12 protein-coding genes are annotated in these 16,767 nt (G+C 40.8%); 11 read left to right on the plus strand and 1 reads right to left on the minus strand.

Translation table 11 applies throughout. From position 1 onward, the window contains the following. Positions 1-196 precede the first annotated feature (196 nt). Positions 197-2,977 carry a YfhO family protein gene (locus EF384_RS01525; RefSeq protein ID WP_123779229.1) on the minus strand — a complete coding sequence of 927 codons (2,781 nt, stop codon included), beginning with the start codon at positions 2,975-2,977 and terminating at the stop codon, positions 197-199. 193 nt (positions 2,978-3,170) lie between these two features. On the opposite strand from EF384_RS01525, the gene EF384_RS01530 reads away from it, so the two are divergent. From EF384_RS01530 to radC, 11 genes are all read left to right on the plus strand, one after another. Next, the gene (locus EF384_RS01530; RefSeq protein WP_233570002.1) at positions 3,171-5,327 is read left to right on the plus strand and encodes a peptidoglycan D,D-transpeptidase FtsI family protein; all 2,157 of its coding nucleotides are present in this window, start codon (positions 3,171-3,173) and stop codon (positions 5,325-5,327) included. A 191-nt stretch (positions 5,328-5,518) separates the two neighbouring features. Next, positions 5,519-5,671 (plus strand): 50S ribosomal protein L33, encoded by a 153-nt coding sequence (gene rpmG / locus EF384_RS01535; RefSeq protein ID WP_123779230.1) that lies wholly within the window; start codon positions 5,519-5,521, stop codon positions 5,669-5,671. A gap of 328 nt (positions 5,672-5,999) precedes the next feature. After that, positions 6,000-6,668, plus strand: coding sequence for a rhomboid family intramembrane serine protease (locus EF384_RS01540; protein ID WP_123779231.1), 669 nt, complete (start codon positions 6,000-6,002; stop codon positions 6,666-6,668). 16 nt (positions 6,669-6,684) lie between these two features. Continuing rightward, positions 6,685-7,254: a 5-formyltetrahydrofolate cyclo-ligase gene (locus tag EF384_RS01545; RefSeq protein ID WP_123779232.1), complete on the plus strand. Its 570-nt coding sequence runs from the start codon at positions 6,685-6,687 to the stop codon at positions 7,252-7,254. A 103-nt stretch (positions 7,255-7,357) separates the two neighbouring features. Further along, positions 7,358-8,326: an ROK family glucokinase gene (locus EF384_RS01550; RefSeq protein WP_123779233.1), complete on the plus strand. Its 969-nt coding sequence runs from the start codon at positions 7,358-7,360 to the stop codon at positions 8,324-8,326. 36 nt (positions 8,327-8,362) lie between these two features. Beyond that, a complete protein-coding gene (locus tag EF384_RS01555; protein ID WP_123779234.1) occupies positions 8,363-8,761 on the plus strand; it encodes a rhodanese-like domain-containing protein in 399 nt (132 codons plus the stop codon). Positions 8,762-9,261: 500 nt separating this feature from the next. Next, positions 9,262-11,901 (plus strand): valine--tRNA ligase, encoded by a 2,640-nt coding sequence (locus EF384_RS01560; RefSeq protein ID WP_123779235.1) that lies wholly within the window; start codon positions 9,262-9,264, stop codon positions 11,899-11,901. Positions 11,902-12,143: 242 nt separating this feature from the next. After that, on the plus strand, positions 12,144-13,382 hold the full coding sequence (locus tag EF384_RS01565) for a bifunctional folylpolyglutamate synthase/dihydrofolate synthase (protein ID WP_123779236.1): 1,239 nt from the start codon (positions 12,144-12,146) through the stop codon (positions 13,380-13,382). Further along, positions 13,360-14,004 carry an HAD family hydrolase gene (locus EF384_RS01570; protein WP_123779237.1) on the plus strand — a complete coding sequence of 215 codons (645 nt, stop codon included), beginning with the start codon at positions 13,360-13,362 and terminating at the stop codon, positions 14,002-14,004. The genes EF384_RS01565 and EF384_RS01570 overlap by 23 nt, the downstream gene beginning before the upstream one ends. 226 nt (positions 14,005-14,230) lie before the next feature. Next, a complete protein-coding gene (locus tag EF384_RS01575) occupies positions 14,231-15,907 on the plus strand; it encodes a formate--tetrahydrofolate ligase (protein ID WP_123779238.1) in 1,677 nt (558 codons plus the stop codon). A 111-nt stretch (positions 15,908-16,018) separates the two neighbouring features. Further along, complete coding sequence (gene radC / locus EF384_RS01580) at positions 16,019-16,720, plus strand: RadC family protein (protein WP_123779239.1); 702 nt, start codon at positions 16,019-16,021, stop codon at positions 16,718-16,720. Positions 16,721-16,767: the final 47 nt, after the last annotated feature.

A 16,767-nucleotide genomic window follows, 5' to 3' on the forward strand; every position in this document is an offset into this window, starting at 1 on the left:
AAACTCAATTGAATGGCAGTTGATTCCATAAAGCTCAGAAGAATCGTATTGAATGGGCCGCCATTCCATACAAAAACCACCAAACTGTATCGAATGAGATTTCATCCCATAACCTAACCATAGAACCGCCATCAAGCGATTGCCTGCAGTAATGCGCATAATCAAAAAAGCCCGAGACGACTAGTCCCGGGCTTTCCTAATTTAAGTAATCATCATTCTTAGATGTGCGTTTTCTCTTTTTACCATATACATAAATCCCGGTTAAGACACCTGCCGTGGCGACGGTGATGATGCAACCAAGGATCAGACCTTCTGGTACATAGTAGAAGGAAATGTCGTAGGTACCAGCTTTAGGGAATTGGATACCCATAAAGCCACCGTTGAGTAGTTCGATGGTATCAACGGCCTCACCATTGACGCTTGCGTGCCAACCTTTGGCATAAGGAATGGTCAACATCAAGTATTCACTTGGATCATCGACCGTTACCGTACCTGAGAAACTAGCATTGTCAAAGGTATCAAGCTGTAAATTGCCCGCTGACAGGTCTTCAGACATGGTTTCAATGATTGTTGGGTCAAGCGTATATAGGTTGACGTCAGATAAAGTTGTTTCGTCTTCTAATAGTTGGATGGTAAATACTTTCTCCGTATTTTGGTCATCACTGGCGATATTGAAAACTTGGATGGATTGATATGAAGAATCATAATCCAACTCCTCGCCATCTAAATAGTATTTGACCTCTTCGTCATCCAAATAAGACGGGACTGTGATGTAATACGACTGGTTTGTTTTCACATTAATATGAATATCGATGAAAGAATCTTCCCCAGTATCATCACGTGTGTATGCCGTATTGACCACGGATTCATCTTGTGATGAGACGTGGAAAAGGTCGATACTCGCGAAGTTGGCAATCTCAAACTGATCAAGCGATACGCCATCAGTCGGACCTTGCCCCAATAGGACGTTGAGTAATTCATCTTGTAAATAAATTGGATTCACATCGGACGCGTCCACATCAGTAATTTCCTGGTTGACCATATAACCAAGCGACAAGGCATTTGGATTTTCGTGCACCAACATTTGGTCGGTTACCTCAGTCACATCATACAAACCAAGGTCAGCACGAGTTGACGTCGCACGGTCGGAAAGACTTCCTTGATCAGAAGCAAATGGTGTTAGGGAAAAGTAGTATTTTACCCCAAACAAGGCATCTGTCAGCAAGGTTCCCGTCGTATAGTTGGTGAAACCATCACTCATAGGAAAACCAAGTTGCTTGAACAACTGTGTGGTGTTTCGTTCCAAGGTCGAGTTGAAATGATTCAAGTCATAATAACCTAATTGCATGGCATCATTTTTGGTACGTTGGAAGGTCTTGGTCATGCGGTAAAATTCATCTTCACCGGGTGCATATTCCGACACCAGAGGTTTGGTTTCGCTAATATAAGCGGCAAAATCATCCTCTTTTAAATAGGAAATGCTGGCAATGGTAATAACCGAATTGGCAAAGACTTCACTGGCTGTAATAACCAGCAGTAATCCATAAATCAATTTGTTGAAATCAGCGGCCATAATCAACAAGGCGGCAATCCCTACAAATAGGATGAAAGTGATAATGACAGTGGTTGCTGAAATGTAATCAAATTCATCGATGCGGTATAAGAGATAACCGCAACCCATTGCAAAAACTACTAGTAGCGATAAAGCAGCTTTCATAGATAGACTTGGTTTCAAACGATAGACTTGGTAGCCGATATACAATAGGAAAAACGAGAATACAAATGAAAAACGATATGGATACCAAATTGGATATTGCAAACCGTGCCAAACCAAATTAAAAGCTGAAATATTCATGGACAAGAGTAAAATCACCGTAACAGCCAAGGCCGCTAAGCGTTCACTCAAGGCAATTTTCTTACTGAAGAAGAATAGAATAGCCATGATTAATGGCAAGCTACCGATGAATATATTCGGTAACCCGTCTGGCATTTGATCGAAATTAAAAGGTCCAAGAATAAATTTAGACACAATATCATAAATCGGGTAATCCGCTTTTAATTCGAGTGGCGGCGATGACTGCGCCCCTTTTGACGTCGTTAAGGCGTAAAAAGTCGGGATTAATAGGAAAGCAGCTAGCCCACCACCGGCTAGGGACCAACCAGCAAATTTAGCCGTAGTCTTTGTGAGATAGCCTTTTATATTGGAAAAGTAGTTTGCTTGATACTTGCTAGCAGCCGCCAGCTGACCATTCAAGTGAGCTTCATTTTCGGTTGCATGCAAAGTTGGACTACTATGGGCAACGAACCGATAGGCGAAGAATAATACGGTAAACAGACAAATCATGTAGCCGATGTAGTAGTTCGATATTAAAATCGCCGCCAACCAAAATGCATAGGTCCAACCGGCTTGACCGCGCATGATTTTTTCCAAGCCCCAAATCAAGAAGGGTAGAAAAATGACCCCATCGAGCCACATGACGTTCAATTGGTTTGCGGATAGGTAGCCGATGAAGGCATAGGCAAAGGAAAAGGTTAGCGATTGCCAGGTTACTTCATTATATAGCCGACCCAACATGAACTGGAAGGCTGCGGCCCCGGTGGCTAGTTTTAAGACCACGATGAGGGCTACGGCGAAGGATAGCCAGGATTGGGGGAAGACCAGTAGTAATAGTAGATAGGGCGACATGAGGTAATAGGACCAGGTGCCGACCATTTCTCCTCCGGTTGCTTTGGTGAAGGAATAGAATAGTTGGTCCCAATTACCGTAAAAGACATCGCGGTAATATTGGTAAAAATCAACATATTGCTGGCCCAAATCGACGGTTAGTATGGTGCCGTTGCCAAAGGGCGCAATTTGTAGACCCACGGCAAAGAAGGCGCCCATGAGGACAAATACGGCTAGAAATAAGCCGACCATTGCCGATTTGAGTGGGTGTTTTTGACATATTTTTTGTATTGCTTGATATAGTTGCGTCATGACACGTACTCCTTTTTTGAATTGTAACTAGCATATCATATTTCCAATTATTGGCGGTTAGCCAATGCACAAATTTACAAAAACTAAATGTATGTATCTATTTTCAAAATAATCTTAATAATTTCAGTGCATGTATACATGGGTTTTTGTGTATAATATAATAGATTACATTGTCCAAAAGTTTTGGGAATTTTTGGCAACAGTAAGTGTTTTATTGAAAGTAGGTGACAAGTTGGGTCAACATGATCAAAACAAACGAAAACTTCACAAAAAAAATGAAGAAAAGATAGAAAAGTCGGGGTATGACGATAATCAACCAAAAAGACGCGCACCCATTTGGGGTCCCTTTTTAAGCCGATTAAATGTGATGATGATTGCCATCTTTGTCTTATTTGCGGTATTAATTTTACGATTGGGTTATTTGCAATTGGTCCAAGGGGATATGTTCTCTGATTTGGTCAATGCGACAGAGACTACAATTGTTGAGGAATCTGTACCACGTGGGCTGATTATTGATGCCAATGGGGTTGTCATGGTGGATAATGAACCACTTCAAGCAATTTCTTATACTCGTGGCCAACAAGTGTCTGGGGAAGATATGGTCGCAACAGCTAATGCCTTAGCTGGTTATATTGCCGTATCGATTGAAGATGTGTCTGAACGTGATTTACAAGATTACTTCGTGGCAGCCAATACGGATCTTATTAACGACCGATTGACTGAAGAAGAATTGGCCGCTTCAGATGATGAGATATATAGTATTCAGTTGTCCAAAGTAACGGATGAGGATATCAGTGGCTTAAACAATCAACAAAAAGAAGCTGCAGTAATTTTTTCAAAAATGAATGCAGCATCTGCCTTATCGACAGTCTTCATTAAAAACGAAGAGGTTACGACTGAGGAAACTGCTGTCGTTGCGGAACACGCCCAAGAATTACCTGGCGTAAACGTGACAATGGACTGGCAACGAACCTATCCATTAGATTCATTACTACGCTCATTATTAGGTGGCGTGACAAGTACTGAAGAGGGTATTCCAAGTGATTTACAATCTTACTACTTGGCCAAAGGCTACGCTTTGAATGACCGTGTAGGGACTTCATATTTGGAATTAGAATACGAAGACTTATTACGTGGTTCGAAAACGACTTATGAAACTGAAGTCAGCCAAGATGGTGACATCCTTCGAACTGAACAAACTTATGAAGGGGAAATGGGTAACACCATTCAATTATCCATTGATTCTGAATATCAAGCTGAGTTAGAGCAATATGCGACCCAATATCTTGAGGCTGCAACCGATGAAGCAAATAATCAAATCTATATTGTTGCGTCTGACCCACAAACGGGTGAAGTATATGCCTTAGTAGGGAAACGGAAAACTGACGATGGAGAAATTATTGATGATGCCCTTGGTACCATTAACTCTTCATTTATTTCAGGGTCTGTTGTCAAAGGGGCAACGATTGCAACTGGTTATGCGACTGGCTTACTAGAAGTTGGTTCTGATAATGTGAAAACCGATGAACCGCTATACTTCTCAGGAACTCCAGTAAAAGGTTCTTGGTGGTTTACATCAAACAATGATTCGGCACCAAGAGAGTTAACAGATAAACAAGCCTTGGCCTTATCATCAAATATCTATATGATTAAGATTGCCATGGCATTGGGTGGTATTAATTACTACGAACCAAACATGGACTTAGCTGGACTTGATACGGATGCAATTTACCAACAAATCCGTTCGCATTTTGCGGAATTCGGATTAGGTGTTTCTACAGGTATTGATTTGGAAAACGAGTCTACTGGTATTAACGGTGGGAAAACAGATCAACCTGGTAACGCACTTGACTTAGCATTCGGTCAATTTGATACCTATACACCAATTCAATTGAACCAATACATTTCTACCATGGCTAATGGTGGTACGCGTTATGCGATGCACGTATTGGACAAAGTATTAGCACCAGCTGAAGATACAACTGAAGGTGCTGTGGTTTATGAATATGAACCTACCGTATTGAACCATGTGTCATTGACAGATGAAGAATTACAAGAAGTACGTGAAGGTATCTGGTCAGTTGTCAACACGAGCGAAGGTTTGGGTTACAGTATTTTCAGTGGTTTCCCAATTGAAGTAGCTGGTAAATCAGGTACTGCGACAATTGATGATGTGTATGAAAACTCTACATGGGCAGGTTGGGCGCCTTATGACGATCCAGAAATTGCCGTTTCAATTGTTATTCCAAATACCAAAGCCGGTGTTGCAACATCCGCACAAGCAATTGCACCAGCTGTATTAGGTTTGTACTATAATATTGATGAATACCAACAAGCCTTGGAAGATTAGTGATTATAGTTGAATCATTAAGCTTTTACGGATGAATGATAAGAGGCTAGGTTTTCGGACCTAGCTTTTTATCAATTGTATTTACGAGTGGGGTAAAAAATACTTGGCATAAGGATATAGATTATGATACAATACTCAAGTATGGTTACTGTATATCAGTTAATAATTTTATTGTATTGGAGGGGTATCGCATGCGTGTGAATATTATTTTAGAAAACACTGAACTAAAAGGTGAACGTGTTTACTTAACAGAAAAAAATAAACGTAACAATCCAGACCGTTTAGAAGTGAAAAAATATAGTCCAAAATTACGTAAAGTTTGCTTGTTCCGTGAAGTTAAATAATTAACTTTAGTTAGGCAACTGACTCGGTAACGACACAAATAATAAATACGTATTTACTATTGGAGACCTGCATCTTGTGCAAACAAGGTGTGGGTCTTTTTCATTTTCAAAATATGAGGATCGATACATTGAAAACTGTCCGCTACAAATTGAGGAAAAATGTACCAAATCATTCGATGTGTTCACTCAAACTCCCAACCCTAGCAAACACTAACCACCAGTAGTTGGCGAGCACGATGGTCGTGACTGTTAATTGGCGGTGACTAGGGTATAATGTAAGATATGATTTTACGCAATTGCAATTTTCATACAACTAAAGGAGTTTACGATGGCGAATAAGAAACCGTATGTTACGTATGTTTTGATTGCGATTCAGGTGGTGCTTTTCCTTGCGATGCAAGTGATGGGCGGGTCTGAGTCGGCTTTGACCTTGATTTTATTCGGGGCGAAATTTAATCCACTAATTGCTGCAGGGGAGTACTGGCGCTTGATTACGCCGATTTTCTTGCATATTGGCTGGATGCATTTATTGATCAACACGATTACTTTGTATTATCTAGGTTCGATGGTTGAAGAAATTATCGGACGTTGGAAGTATTTGGCGATTTACCTAGCTTCTGGGATTATGGGGAATCTTTTCTCATATCAATTCTCAGATAACGTTTCGGCGGGTGCATCGACGGCATTATTTGGTCTCTTCGCAGTCTTTTTGGCGCTAAGAAACCTGTATCCGTCTAACCGTTATATCCAAAACCTTGGTTCGCAATACATGATGTTGATTGGGATGAACTTGGTCTTTGGCTTCCTGGGCTCTGGTATCGACATTTGGGGCCACATCGGCGGGATTGTCGGTGGTTTCCTAATCACCATGACCCTGATGAAGGGCGAAGGCCACGACGACCGCAAAACGCAACGAATTGGGTCACTTGCCGTGTACCTGATCATCGCCATTTTCATCCTCTTAAATCAAGGAACCGTCAACGCGATTATGCCATAGGAGGCGTTTATTTTTAATGGAAAAAGTACCAACAACCCTAAGCAAGCAAGCCATTCGCGACCAAGTATTCGCCTATTGGCAAGCATTACCCCAATCTGACCGAATCCCGATGCAAGCTGATTTATATGCGCAATTATTCAACCACCCAGCCTTTGAATCTGCCCGGACGATTGCTGTTACCATGTCTCATCCTGGAGAAATCGACACCAAGCCAATTATCGATTATGCCATTACAGTAGGTAAGCAAGTCGTGGTCCCCAAAACTTTACCCAAACGTCAAATGACTTTTGGTGTGTTTGAAGGGGTAGACCGATTGGCGCGCACCAAATTTGGTATTCTTGAACCTAAAGATGATGCGACGTTTGTTGACAAAAAAGACATTGATTTGATGATTGTCCCTGGCTTATTCTTCACTAAAGATGGCTACCGTATTGGGCATGGTGGAGGCTATTATGATATCTACCTAGCGGATTATAAGGGGCAAACAATTTCATTGGCCTTACCAGGCATGATGGACGAAGCCATTCGCTTTGAACGGGATGACTTTGATATCCCAGTCAACCATGTTTTGCTTGCTGAAGCATAGTCTAGATGCAACCGGTACCATTTTTTTCAAAAGGGACTAATCTTTTTTGCAAAAGTCTGATAAAATAAGAATAAAGATGCAATTTAAAAAGGGAGTTAGTATAATGACAAAGAAAATTTTTGGTATCGACTTAGGTGGTACTTCAATTAAATTATCAGTAGTCTCAACTGAAGGCGACATTATCGATCAATGGTCAGTGCCGACAGATAACAAAGACGAAGGCCAACACATTATTCATGACTTGAACCAAGCAATCGACGCGAAGATGAAAGAAAATAACTGGACCAATGACGATATTTTAGGTATCGGTATGGGGTCTCCAGGTGTTGTAAACCGTGAAAAAGGTACTGTTACGGGTGCTTACAATCTTAACTGGGTTGACGAGCAACCTGTTGCGGACGATATTCGTAGCTACTTTAACGCAGATTGGCCTATTTTTATCGAAAATGATGCCAATGTTGCGGCTTTAGGCGAGCAATGGAAGGGTGCCGGCGACCACGCGAGCGACGTCGTGTTAGTGACATTAGGTACTGGTGTTGGTGGTGGTGTCATCGTCAATAATCAACTAGTGGTTGGTCAAGGTGCTGCAGGTGAAATTGGCCATATGTTCTCTAAAGAAGATGGTCGTAAATGTACATGCGGGAAACATGGTTGTTTAGAAACAGTCGCATCTGCTTCTGGTATTGTGTGGACTGCTGGTGAACTTGCTTATGCGATGGATGATACTGGTTCAGCCATTCAAGGACGCATTTTTAACGGTGAAAAAGTAACATCTGAAGATATCTTCAAAGCAGCAGAAGCTGGCGATATTTTCGCAGAAGCTGTTGTGGACGAAACAATGAGTCATTTAGGTCGTGCTTTAGGCCAAATTGCTGCCGTAACAAACCCTAAATACATCTTAATCGGTGGTGGGGTTGCGAATGCAGGTCAATACTTATTAGATAAAGTAACGCAACATTTCAATGAATCAGTTTACCCAGGTGTCGGTGCAACTACCCACATCAAATTAGCAACACTAGGTAACGATGCTGGTGTGTATGGTGCAGCTTCATTGGTAATGGCAAATATTTAATTTTTTGTAGTTTGGAATAGAAGGGAAAAATAGTAAATGATTAATTTTGGTATGGTTTCATGGATTATCTTGATCGTCGTGTTATTAGTATGGGGAGGCTTCTGGTTATACAGCTACTTATTACGTAAAAATAACGCGACAATGATTTCGCAAGAAGATTTCCAACAAACAATGCATTCAGCACAAGTTGTGGATATCCGTGAAGCAAATGAATTCAACTCAGCACATATTCTTGGTGCACGTAACGTGCCTTACTCAACTTTGCAACAAGGTGTGCCAGGTTTCAACAAAACACAACCAATCTACCTATACGCAGATATGCATAACTTAACTGGCCGCGTAGCGAAAAAATTGCGCGAAGCTGGTTATGAAGATATTTATATCTTAGAGGGCGGCATGAGTGATTGGAAAGGTAAAGTAAAACGCGCTAACTAATCGTGATTTTAAATATGATATGAAGGGGGTGGGACTTTTTGTCCTGCCCCCTTTTCATATCGGTTATGATTACAGAATGAGCATCCATTCGGGACAAATCAGTGAAATCATACAGAATAGCATCCTAAATAAGCAAGCAAATCATATGCAAACTTGATTTAAATCAGCGGACGTGCTATGATATTTGGTGCAAATAATATAAGTAAAGTGATGAGTTTTGTTGTGGCGTTTTGAAGAGAGCTTGCGGTGCTGGGAGCAAGTAAACAAACCAATAAATGTTGCATCACAGGCAGAAGCCAATTTACGTCGGTCGACACCGTTATCATGTCCAATAGGTTGCCAGATGGATGAAAAGTCTACTTTTGGTATGCCTTAAGTAAAAATGTAGGTGGTACCGAGCATGTAAATTTGCGCCCTATACTATAGATGATCTCATTGAGATGCCTGTAGTATAGGGCTTTTCTTATGCCAAAAATTTCAATCAGAAAGTAGGAAGCTTCATGAAAGAGACAAATATGTCTACCAAATACCAACCAAACGCGGTTGAAGCCGGTCGTTATGACAAATGGCTAGAAGCTGGCGTTTTCGAACCAAACGGCGATAAAACCGTTGAACCTTATTCAATCGTTATTCCGCCACCAAACGTAACAGGTAAATTACACTTGGGTCACGCTTGGGATGTAACTTTACAAGATATGGCTATCCGCCAAAAACGTATGCAAGGCTACGATACTTTATGGTTACCAGGGATGGACCACGCAGGTATTGCAACACAAGCAAAAGTAGAAGCAAAATTAGCTGAAGAAGGCGTTTCTCGTTACGACTTAGGCCGTGAGAAATTCATCGACCAAGTGTGGGACTGGAAAGAAGAATACGCTGAAACAATCCGTGCACAATGGGCGAAAATGGGTATTTCTGTTGACTATTCTCGCGAACGTTTCACTTTGGACGAAGGGCTAAACAAGGCTGTTCGTAAAGTCTTCGTTGACCTATACAACAAAGGTTTAATCTACCGCGGTGAATATATCATCAACTGGGATCCAAAAGCACAAACTGCCTTATCAGATATGGAAGTTATCTATTCTGATGACCAAGGTGCATTCTACCACCTATCATACCCATTAACTGATGGTTCTGGTTCAGTGGAAATTGCCACAACTCGTCCTGAAACAATGCTTGGGGATACTGCTATTGCGGTTCACCCGAAAGATGACCGTTACGCACACTTAGTTGGTAAGACTGTTACATTACCAATCGTAGGTCGCGAAATTCCAATTATTGCGGACGACTATGTTGAACGTGAATTCGGTACAGGTATTGTGAAAATTACACCTGCTCATGATCCTAACGACTTCGCCGTAGGTAACCGTCATGACTTACCACGCATTAACGTCATGAATGCCGACGCAACAATGAACGAAAATGCTGGTCGCTTCGAAGGTATGACACGTGAAGAAGCCCGCAAAGCTGTTGTGGAAGAATTAGACAAATTAGGTAACTTAATCCGCGTTGAAGAAATGGTCCACTCTGTTGGTCACTCTGAACGTACAGGTGTGGTTGTTGAACCTCGTTTATCTACACAATGGTTCGTTAAAATGCGTCCATTAGCTGAAAAATCATTGGATAACCAAGACACTGAAGACCGTGTTGATTTCTACCCACCACGTTTTGAAAATACCTTCAAAACATGGATGGAAAATGCCCATGACTGGGTTATCTCACGTCAATTATGGTGGGGTCACCAAATCCCAGCTTGGTACCACAAAGAAACTGGCGAAATGTATGTTGGTTTAGAAGCACCGGAAGATGCTGAAAACTGGACACAAGATCCAGACGTATTGGATACTTGGTTCTCTAGTGCTTTATGGCCATTTTCAACGATGGGTTGGCCAGATACTGAATCTGAAGACTTCAAACGTTACTACCCAACATCTACCTTAGTAACAGGTTATGACATCATCTTCTTCTGGGTTGCACGTATGATCTTCCAAGGTTTGGAATTTACTGGTCGTCGTCCATTTAAGAATGTCTTAATCCACGGTTTAATCCGTGATAGCCAAGGCCGTAAGATGTCTAAATCATTAGGTAACGGTGTTGACCCTATGGATGTTGTGGAACAATACGGTGCCGATGCTTTACGTTGGTTCTTAGCAACAGGTTCTACACCTGGTCAAGATATTCGTTACAACGAAGAAAAACTTGAAGCTGCTTGGAACTTCATCAACAAGATTTGGAATGCATCTCGTTATGCCATCATGAACCTTGATGATTTAACTTACGATGAAATCGATCTTTCAAATGTGACTGAAATCAAAGATCAATGGATTTTAACACGCTTGAATGAAACCATCGCATCAGTAACCACTAACTTCGACAACTTCGAATTTGGTGAAGCTGGTCGTGCTTTATACCACTTCATCTGGGATGAATTCTGTAACTGGTATATCGAAATGGCTAAGGAAACCTTACAATCTGAAGATGAGACTGCGAAAAAGACAACGCGTTCTGTTTTAGCATATACCTTAAACAACATCTTACGTTTGATGCACCCAATTATGCCATTTGTAACTGAAGAAATTTGGGCACACATTCCGCATAAAGAAGCTTCAATCGTAACATCTGCTTATCCAACAGTGGACGAAAGTCTATCAAATGAAAAAGCAGCTAGCGACATGAACTACGTGATTTCATTGGTTAAAGCTATCCGTAACGCACGTAACAAACAAAACGTTGCCTTGTCTAAACCAATTGATATTATCGTGAAACCTCGTACCCAAGAAATTGGTCAAGCTGTTTCAGATAACGTTGCTTTCATCAACCGCTTCACAAACCCTGAAACATTAACAGTGGATACAGAAGCTGTTGCACCTGATCAAGCAGTTACTTTATTCTTTGACGGTGGAGATATTTACTTGCCATTAGCAGGTTTCATTGACATCGAAGAAGAGATTGCTCGTCTTGAAAAAGAATTACAAAAATGGCAATCAGAAGTTGACCGTGTTGAGAAGAAATTATCAAATGAACGTTTCGTAAACAACGCACCAGCTGCCGTTGTAGATGAAGAACGTCAAAAAGGCTTGGACTACCAAGACAAATTGGCTTCTACCAAAGAACGTATTGCCGAATTACGCGGTGAATAATCATTTAAATAGTTCGTCAAAAAGGAGGATTCTGACCAAGAATCCTCCTTTTTTCATGTAAATTGTAAATTTTTGGTAAATTTTGTCTAAATGCATTTACAAAAATAATATAGTCAAGAAAGCATTTCCATGCTAGAATAGCTTCTGGTAAGATGTTTTCTTGCACAAAGAGGCGTACTACTCAACGTTGTAAATTTGTTAAGTAGTAGGCTTTTTTATTTTGAATTTGGAGGGCATTTAGCATGCAAGTATTAATGCAAAACATGGAACAAATTGAGCAATGGATGAACGTTTACACCGAGGGTGCTCCCAAAGATATACAACGTTTGAAAGATATTTTAACTGACCTTGGTCATCCTGAATTAAAAGCACCAGCCATTCATGTAACAGGTACGAATGGTAAGGGCTCAACTTGTCGTTATATTGAAAAAATTGCACGTGATCACGGTTATTCAACTTTATTATTTACCTCTCCTCATTTAGTGAATTTAAGTGAACGTATTCGCTACAACCAAGAAGACGTCAATGAACGCGACTTCATCGATTTAATGAATGAAGTGCGTCAACACATTGAAGATTTACATATTCCAGCCATGACTTATTTTGAAGTCTTAACGCTTGCTTATTTTGTTTACGCGAGCAAAGTCGATGTCGACGTGATGATTGTTGAAGTAGGTATTGGTGGCAGAACAGATTATACTAACGTATTACCATCAGCTGTTCGTGTCATCACTTCCATTGGCCGTGACCATATTCCTGGTCTTGGTAAAAATGAAGCAGCCATTACCCGTCAAAAAGCTGGTATTATTCATCAGGGTGACCGTACTGTCATTGGTGAAATGGATCAAGCATATATCGACATTATTCAAAAGGCTGTTGATGAAAATGAAGGTCAATTAATTTCATATAAATCTGAAGCTGCAGTTCAAGTGCCACAATTAGGTTTCTACCAAGTATGGAATGCACAAACAGCTTTAGCTGCTTTCCGCAATTTTACTGAAGTGAATCATTTACACTTTGATGAAGACACTGCCATTGAAGCGATTCATGAAACAGAGATTCCTGGCCGTTTAGAACGTGTGATTGACATGCCTGAAACTTATATCGATGGTGCCCACAATATTTCAGCAATTCAAGTATTGGTACCAGAAATTCAAAAATCCTTTGCAGGACGCGAAGTCATCATGATGTTTGCAGCTTTAACACGTAAAGATATCAAGGAATCATTGGACTATGTGGCTACTTTCCCTGCGATTGATTTACATGTAACGAGCTTTGATTATTACGATGCCCGTAGTCGTGAAGATTATTTAGCAGATACAGATGCGCATTTTGTAGAAAATTGGTATGATTACTATATGGATATCGCACATAATAAACCTGAAGCCGTAATCATTTTCTGCGGATCATTCTATTTTATTAGCGAAGTTCGAGAAAAACTACAAAGCGGGGATATTTATGAAAACATCAGTAATTTTTGATATGGATGGCTTAATGCTAGACACTGAGAAAGTTTACGCGCAAGTAAATAAAGAAGGGTTTAATTCTTTAGGAATTGAATTCGAAATGAAAGACTACCTAAAATATGTAGGTGTCGGCGAAAAAGAAACCTTAGCAATGTATGCGGAAATGATTGGCGACATGGACAAGGCAAAAGAATTGCTTGCTCGTGAAGACCAACGTTATTTAGAAGTCATCAAGGACCAAGTGCCTGATATGAAAGATGACTTATTGAAAGTCCTAGATACACTAGAAGCTAGAGGGGTAGATTGCTATGTTGCCTCATCTACAAATTTAGCTACTGTAGAATATCTATTGGAAGCAACTGGCATTCGTAGATACTTTAAAGGGATTGTTGCTGGTGACCAAGTGACCAATGCAAAACCAGATCCCGAAATTTACTTGAAAGTTGTTGCGGACTATAATTTAAACAAAGAAGAAACCATCGTTTTAGAAGATTCGATCCATGGGGTAAATGCAGCTTACAAAGCTGGCCTAGATGTTATTATGGTGCCGGATTTGGTTGCACCGGATGAGTTGACTTACGAACGAGTGCTTGCAGTAGTTGGTCGTTTAGGCGACGCGCTACCATTTTTAGATTAAGAATGTATTGAGAACGTGTTTGCTGATTGGGGTGGACACGTTCTTTTTATATATACGAACATTAAACGTGTAAAAGGTCGATAATGCCCTTTAAAAACAGACGTTTATTTATTATTTTTTCGAAAAATAGAAAAAATATTCGCAAAATGTACTTTAAGCGTCAAAAAATATGTTAGAATGACTGTATTCAGAATTGCTAAATAGATAAAAAAGAGAGGGTTTTGTCATGTTAACAGATATTCAAATTGCCCAACAAAATGAACAATTACCAATCGTTGAGATTGCGAAACGCATTGGTATCGACGCGGATGATATCGATTTATACGGTAAATATAAAGCGAAAATCCCTGCTAAAACCTTACAAGCTTTGGAAAGTAATGAAGATGGTAAATTAATTTTAGTTACAGCGATCAACCCAACGCCTGCTGGTGAAGGGAAATCAACGACAACAGTTGGTTTAGGTGACGCCTTAACTTTACGCGGTAAAAAAACGGTGATTGCTTTACGTGAACCATCTCTTGGCCCAACAATGGGTGTTAAGGGTGGTGCAGCTGGTGGTGGTTACGCGCAAGTTGTACCTATGGAAGACATCAACCTACATTTCACAGGTGACATGCATGCCATTACAACTGCCAACAACACATTATCAGCGATTATCGACAACCACATTCATCAAGGAAATGAATTAGATATCGATGTACGTCGTGTGACTTGGAAACGTGCAGTGGACTTGAATGACCGTGCCTTACGTCAAGTCATCGTTGGTTTAGGTGGCGTAGCCAATGGTTACCCACGTGAAGATGGTTTTGATATTACCGTTGCATCTGAAATCATGGCGATTTTATGTTTATCAACTGACCTAGAAGACATGCGTGCACGTTTTGCGCGTATCGTGATTGGTGAAAATACTAAACGTGAACCAGTAACAGTTGCTGATTTAGGGGTTGAAGGTGCTTTAACTTTAATCATGAAAGATGCCATTGCACCTAACTTGGTACAAACTTTGGAACACACACCAGCATTTGTGCATGGTGGTCCATTTGCCAATATTGCCCATGGTTGTAACTCAGTAGTAGCAACACATGCAGCCCTTAAATTAGGTGACTACGTGGTAACTGAAGCTGGTTTCGGCGCCGACTTAGGTGCTGAAAAATTCATGGATATCAAAGTGCCTGTTTTAGGGAAAGCACCGGATGCCGTTGTCGTTGTTGCAACTATCCGTTCATTGAAAATGCATGGTGGCGTTGCTGTGAAAGATTTAAACAATGGTTCAAACCCAGATGCTGTAGCCAAAGGTTTTGCAAACCTACAAAAACATATTGAAACTATGCAAGCTTTCCAAGTGCCTGTAGTCGTTGCAGTTAACGAATTTGTGACTGACTCTGCTGAAGAAGAGCAAGTTGTCTTTGATAAATGTGCTGAATTAGGCGTAACTTGCGTAAAATCTTCTGTATGGGAAAATGGTGGTCAAGGTGGTCTTGATCTAGCGGATGCAGTCGTAGCCGCAATCGACAGCAATGACCAAGTATTCCAAGCAACATACGACTATGAAAATACGTCACTTGAAGAAAAAGCGCGTGCTATCGTGCAAAAAGTGTACGGGGGAGACGATGTTGTTTTCTCTAAAAAAGCCCGCAATCAAATGCGCCGCTTCGAACGTAACGGATGGGGTAATTTGCCAATTTGTATGGCGAAAACGCAATACTCATTGTCAGACGATCCTAAGGCACTAGGACGCCCAGAAGGCTTCAAGGTATCTGTACGAGAATTGGTTCCTAAGATTGGTGCTGGCTTCATCGTTGCCCTTACAGGGGACGTATTGACTATGCCTGGCTTGCCAAAACATCCAGCTGCTTTGGATATGGACATTAAGGCAGACGGCGAAATCGTCGGCTTGTTCTAAAAATATACTTATATAGAAGACATGATCATTGTGGTCATGACTTTTTTCGTGAATTCGATTGGCGCGAATCATTCCTTTCTACGTATAAATTAAGTAGAGAGGTGTGAAATAATGACTGAAAACCAATTATTAGTGAAAACGACAATCCATGAGTTACCAGAAGAAATCAGGCCACGGGAGCGTTTAATCGCCCATGGTGCGCAATCTCTAACGTCCTACGAACTACTGGCTATTATCTTGCGGACAGGTAACCGCAACCTGAATGCCATTCAACTGGCCATGAAAATTTTGCAACAGTTTGGTACCCAGTACGATTTGCGGACGGCTTCTTTCCATGATTTAATCCAAGTTGCTGGTGTTGGACCGGCCAAGGCTGTAGAAATTCAAGCAGCCATCGAATTCGGCCGTCGCTTATATCAGACCAATCAAGAAAAGCAGGGTGTCATTATGTCCACCAAGGATGCAGGCGACTACTGTATTGAAAAATTAAAGGATTTACAGCAGGAAAATGTCTTTGCCATCTATTTGAATACCAAAAATCAGATTATTAAGGAAAAAATCATCTTTATTGGTACCCTAAACTCATCGGTCGCACACCCGAGAGAGATCTTTAAAGAGGGTGTTCGGTGCTCTGCAGCCCGAATTATCGTCGCACACAACCATCCTTCAGGAAATCCTTCGCCGTCGCAAGCAGATATCGAATTTACAAAACGCTTGGCTGAAAGCGGTGACCTGATAGGGATTGAGGTACTAGATCATATCATTGTTGGTGATGATAATTTCTTGAGTCTACAAGAGTTAGGCATATTTTAGCTATATAAAAAAAATAATAATGAATAAACATTGCTTTAAAAATTTAA

Source organism: Aerococcus agrisoli (assembly GCF_003797145.1).
In the GTDB taxonomy this organism is placed as follows: Bacteria; Bacillota; Bacilli; order Lactobacillales; family Aerococcaceae; genus Aerococcus; species Aerococcus agrisoli.